This is a genomic window from Phragmitibacter flavus (assembly GCF_005780165.1).
In the GTDB taxonomy this organism is placed as follows: Bacteria; Verrucomicrobiota; Verrucomicrobiia; order Verrucomicrobiales; family Verrucomicrobiaceae; genus Phragmitibacter; species Phragmitibacter flavus.
This window is the reverse complement of record NZ_VAUV01000035.1, coordinates 1-5,415: the sequence shown is the minus strand read 5'-3', so window position 1 is coordinate 5,415 and position 5,415 is coordinate 1. Positions and strand designations below refer to the sequence as shown.

General features: G+C 49.8%; 1 protein-coding gene, 2 tRNA genes and 3 rRNA genes. 5 read left to right on the top strand and 1 reads right to left on the bottom strand.

Translation table 11 applies throughout. The features are described 5' to 3' along the window. Nucleotides 1-237: hypothetical protein (locus tag FEM03_RS24890; protein ID WP_206171135.1), on the bottom strand; the 237-nt coding region annotated here is incomplete at its 3' end. Between the two features lie 73 nt (nucleotides 238-310). Between FEM03_RS24890 and FEM03_RS24145 the strand changes: the two genes are divergently transcribed. The 5 genes from FEM03_RS24145 to rrf all read left to right on the top strand — a co-directional run bounded on the left by FEM03_RS24145 (nucleotide 311) and on the right by rrf (nucleotide 5,251). Continuing rightward, a 16S ribosomal RNA gene (locus tag FEM03_RS24145) occupies nucleotides 311-1,849 on the top strand. A 141-nt stretch (nucleotides 1,850-1,990) separates the two neighbouring features. Further along, a tRNA-Ala gene (locus FEM03_RS24140) sits at nucleotides 1,991-2,063 on the top strand. Nucleotides 2,064-2,083: 20 nt separating this feature from the next. Next, nucleotides 2,084-2,160 (top strand) — tRNA-Ile (locus tag FEM03_RS24135). Nucleotides 2,161-2,232: 72 nt separating this feature from the next. Beyond that, nucleotides 2,233-5,038: ribosomal RNA gene (locus FEM03_RS24130) — 23S ribosomal RNA — on the top strand. A gap of 97 nt (nucleotides 5,039-5,135) precedes the next feature. Next, nucleotides 5,136-5,251, top strand: a 5S ribosomal RNA gene (gene rrf, locus FEM03_RS24125). The 16S, 23S and 5S rRNA genes sit together here with 2 tRNA genes alongside, the layout of an rRNA operon. The last annotated feature ends 164 nt before the right edge of the window (nucleotides 5,252-5,415 follow it).

Here is a 5,415-nt window from a genome sequence, read left to right as displayed (position 1 = left end):
AAAACTTTTAAAAAAGGTGACTAAAAGACTTGCACGGAACGGGGAATAGGTTAGTATCTCCTCCCGACCGAAAACGAGGGCATCACGAGGTGCAGCGAGTTCTTCAACTGAAGAGAGCGTTGTATTGAGGGGTGAAAGTTCTTTAATATGCAGAATCCAATCGAATTTGAGTGAGCGGTAACGCTTATGAAGTTTGATAAAATCATTAAAAGCTATTTTGCGCGCTGTGCGAGTCACGGCGCAACATTGGCCGATGAGTTAATCGGTTGATGAATGTCAGTTTTCGTTTGTTGTTTTCACCAACAAACTTTTTTCGGAGAGTTTGATTCTGGCTCAGAACGAACGCTGGCGGCGTGGATAAGACATGCAAGTCGAACGGAATAGTCTGGTAGTAATATTAGGTTATTTAGTGGCGAACGGGTGCGTAACACGTGGGTAACATGCCGGGAAGTATGGGATAGCCCAGGGAAACTTGGATTAATACCAAATGTGATCGAAAGATTAAAGGCGGGGTAACCTGCCGCTTCCTGATTGGCCCGCGGCCTATCAGCTAGTTGGTGAGGTAAAGGCTCACCAAGGCTACGACGGGTAGCTGGTCTGAGAGGATGGCCAGCCACACTGGAACTGAGACACGGTCCAGACACCTACGGGTGGCAGCAGTCGAGAATCATTCACAATGGGGGAAACCCTGATGGTGCGACGCCGCGTGGAGGATAAGGTCTTCGGATTGTAAACTCCTGTCATGCGAGAGCAAAGTTAGGCGGGTAACTCCGTATAACCTGATAGTATCGCAAGAGGAAGAGACGGCTAACTCTGTGCCAGCAGCCGCGGTAATACAGAGGTCTCAAGCGTTGTTCGGAATTACTGGGCGTAAAGGGTGCGCAGGCTGCGTGGAAAGTCAGATGTGAAATCCGGGGGCTCAACCTCCGAATTGCATCCGATACTACCATGCTAGAGAACTGGAGGGGAGTCTGGAATTCTCGGTGTAGCAGTGAAATGCATAGATATCGAGAGGAACACTAGTGGCGAAGGCGAGACTCTGGACAGTATCTGACGCTCATGCACGAAGGCCAGGGGAGCGAACGGGATTAGATACCCCGGTAGTCCTGGCAGTAAACGGTGCACGTTTGGTGTGGGGGGATTCGACCCCTTCCGCGCCGGAGCTAACGCGTTAAACGTGCCGCCTGGGAAGTACGATCGCAAGATTAAAACTCAAAGAAATTGACGGGGACCCGCACAAGCGGTGGAGTATGTGGCTTAATTCGATGCAACGCGAAGAACCTTACCTGGGCTTGACATGCTCTGTGTCTACGGTGAAAGCCGTATAGTGTAGCAATACACGCTTTGCACAGGTGCTGCATGGCTGTCGTCAGCTCGTGTCGTGAGATGTTGGGTTAAGTCCCGCAACGAGCGCAACCCTTGTGATTTGTTGCCACCGGAGCAATCCGAGCACTCGAATCAGACTGCCCAGATCAACTGGGAGGAAGGTGGGGATGACGTCAAGTCAGTATGGCCCTTACGCCCAGGGCTGCACACGTACTACAATGCCCAGCACAATGTGAACCGAAACCGCGAGGTGGAGGAAATCTCTTAAAACTGGGCTCAGTTCAGATTGCAGGCTGCAACTCGCCTGCATGAAGTTGGAATCGCTAGTAATGGCACATCAGCTACGGTGCCGTGAATACGTTCCCGGGTCTTGTACACACCGCCCGTCACATCATGGAAGCTGGTTTCGCCCGAAGCGCTATAGCCAACCGCAAGGAAGCAAGGCTCTAAGGCAAGACTGGTAACTGGGATGAAGTCGTAACAAGGTAGCCGTAGGGGAACCTGCGGCTGGATCACCTCCTTTCTATGGAGAGCGCAATGTGGAGCCTTTAGTGGATCAGCCCTTAGGGGTGCAGCGCGCAGGTCGAGTTAATGTATAAGTTAGAAGCAAAGTGACTTCCAGCGTGCAAAATAGCTTTTGTGATTAGGAGATGCATAACGAGCAGGGGGTATAGCTCAGTTGGTAGAGCGTCAGCTTTGCAAGCTGAATGTCTGGGGTTCGAATCCCCATGCCTCCACGTGTAAGATCAAATGCAACGGGCTAGTAGCTCAGTTGGTTAGAGCACCGCCTTGATAAGGCGGGGGTCACAGGTTCGAGTCCTGTCTGGCCCACCACTTTAAACATGGTGTGCTTGTGGATGATTTTATATAAGTTCATTGAAAACTGCGCACAGCATGAAAATTTGTAATTAATGAATAGAAGGCACATAGTGAATGCCTAGGCACTGAAAGGCGATGAAGGACGTGCTAAGCTGCGATAAGCTCCGGATAGCGGCAAAGACGCTACAAATCGGAGATCTCCGAATAGGATAACCTGCTACAAGTAATTGTAGAATTCCACTTTGTGGAAAGCCAAACCTGGGGAAGTGAAACATCTCAGTACCCAGAGGAAAAGAAAGCGAAAGCGATTCCGTCAGTAGTGGCGAACGAAAGCGGAACAGCCCAAACCAAGTTTATCTTGGGGTTGTAGGATCCACGATATGGCATTGATTCTGGTTAGGTGAAGCTTCAGGAAAGTTGCGCCAAAGAGGGTGAAAGGCCCGTAACCGAAAACTGGAATCAGCCTAGAGGACACCTGAGTAATGCGACACACGTGAAACTTCGCATGAATCTGCGCCGACCACGGCGTAAGGCTAAATACTAATCAGTGACCGACAGTGAACAAGTACCGCGAGGGAAAGGTGAAAAGAACCGCTGCGAGCGGAGTGAAATAGTACCTGAAACCATGTGCTTACAAGGTGTCAAAGCCGGCTTGTCCGGTGATGGCGTGCCTTTTGCTTAATGAGTCTGCGAGTTAGTTTTAGTGGCGCTGCTTAAACCCTTCTGGGGGATAGGCATAGCGAAAGCGAGTCTTAAAAGGGCGACAAGTTGCTAGAGCTAAACCCGAAGCGGTGGTGATCTACCCATGGCCAGGCAGAAGTGTTGGTAATACGACATGAAAGGCCGAACCGGTGAATCTTGAGAAATTCTCGGATGAGTTGTGGGTAGGAGTGAAAGGCTAATCAAACCCCGTAATAGCTGGTTCTCCTCGAAATGTATTTAGGTGCAGCGTCATGTGCTGATCGAAGGGGGTAGAGCACTGAATGAGCTAGGGGGCATACCCGTCTACCAAACTCAATCAAACTCCGAATACCTTCGAATGAAGCATGGCAGTAAGACAGTGGGGGATAAGCTTCATTGTCGAAAGGGAAACAACCCAGCCCAGCAGCTAAGGTGCCCAAATGTCGCTCAGTGGAAAGGAAGTGAGATTTCATTGACAGTGAGGATGTTGGCTTAGAAGCAGCCACCATTTAAACAGTGCGTAATAGCTGACTCATCGAGAGATCTCGCGCCGAAAATGATTGGCGATCAAGCGACATACCGAAGCTCTGGATTTGCACGCAAGTGTGAGTGGTAGAGGAGCGTTCTTAACACGTTGAAGCTGTAAGGTGACTGACAGTCGAGAGTTAAGAAGTGAGGATGCAGACATAAGTAACGATAGGGCAGTGAAATCCTGCCCCGCCATAAACCCAAGGTTTCCTGGGCAACGATGTTCGTCCCAGGGTTAGCCGGGGCCTAAGTTTAAGCCGAACGGCGAAAGCGATGGAAAGCAGTTTAAAATTACTGCGCCGTATATGATTAAGCTAAGATGCTGCGGAGAGAAAGCAATACAGACCTTATTGACTTGGCAGGAAGTGCTTTGGCATGACCGTGTATTGATGATCGCCGCCTAGAAAATCGTCTTAGTGTTTCCATAAACGCCCGTACCGCAAACCGACACAGGTGGGTGGGTAGAATATACCAAGGCGTAAGAGTGAACCCTCGTTAAGGAACTCTGCAATCTAGTCCCGTAACTTCGGAAGAAGGGATGCCTGTCTTTGACAGGTCGCAGTGAAAGGGGTCAACCGACTGTTTATCAAAAACACAGCATTGTGCTAAGACGAAAGTCCAAGTATACGATGTGACACGTGACCAATGCGGAAAGATTAAGGCAAGGGGTTAGCCGCAAGGCGAAGCTCTGAACCCAAGTCCCCGTGAATGTCGGCCGTAACTATAACGGTCCTAAGGTAGCGAAATTCCTTGTCGGGTAAGTTCCGACCTGCACGAATCGTGTAACGAGTTGACCGCTGTCTCAACGAGGCGCTCAGTGAATTTGTAGTGGCGGTGAAGATGCCGCCTACCCGCGGAAGGACGGAAAGACCCTATGCACCTTAACTGTAAGCTGTCACTGAATCGCTGATTTCAATGCTCAGAGTAAGTGGGAGGCTTTGAAGCTAAACTTTCGGGTTTAGTGGAGCCAAAAGTGAGACACCACCCTTTGGTATTGGCGATTCTAACCGAGAAATCGGGACCATGTCAGCCGGTCAGTTTTACTGGGGCGGTATCCTCCCAAAGAGTAACGGAGGAGCGCGAAGGTTGGCTCAGCGCGGTTGGTAATCGCGTGTTGAGTGCACAGGCATAAGCCAGCCTAACTGTGAGACCAACAAGTCGAACAGATACGAAAGTAGGCCTGAGTGATCCGGCGGTTTAATGTGGAATTGCCGTCGCTTAACGGACAAAAGGTACGCTAGGGATAACAGGCTGATTTCATCCAAGAGTTCATATCGACGATGAAGTTTGGCACCTCGATGTCGGCTCGTCGCATCCTGGGGCTGGAGAAGGTCCCAAGGGTTAGGCTGTTCGCCTATTAAAGCGGCACGCGAGCTGGGTTCAGAACGTCGCGAGACAGTTCGGTCCTCTATCCTCCGTGGGCGTTGGAGAATTGAAGGGTTTACTTCCTAGTACGAGAGGACCGGAAGTAACGCACCTCTGGTGTTCCAGTTGTCACGTCAGTGGCACAGCTGGGTAGCTATGTGCGGAAAGGATAAGCGCTGAAAGCATCTAAGTGCCAAGCCCCTCCTAAGATGAGTTCTCCCTATAGGATCGTGGAAGACTACCACGTTGATAGAATGATGGTCTAAGCACAGTAATGTGTTAAGCTTATCATCACTAATCATCCAATTGAATTAATTATCTCATGCGTGCGCAGCTTTCAATGGACCAGCTCAATTGATTAAAAGCAATCAGCAGACACGTTGTTCATCACAATCAAATGAATAAATGAACAAACGTCTGGTGATTAAAGATCAGTGGAACCACCCGTCCCCATCTCGAACACGGAAGTGAAACACTAATATACTGATGATAGTATGACGAAAGGTCATGTGAAAGTAGGTCGTTGCCAGTCTCACCCCATCATTCCTCACGGAGTGATGGGGTTTTTTGTGCATTTCCAGTGGTGAGCGCTGAATCTCAGACGGTGAGCCTTCAATGATCAAGAAAGCTCGATGGCATTCTACAGCGCATCATAAGAAATCGGCAAGTGAGAGTCTCTTCGAGGAAACAAAGTTC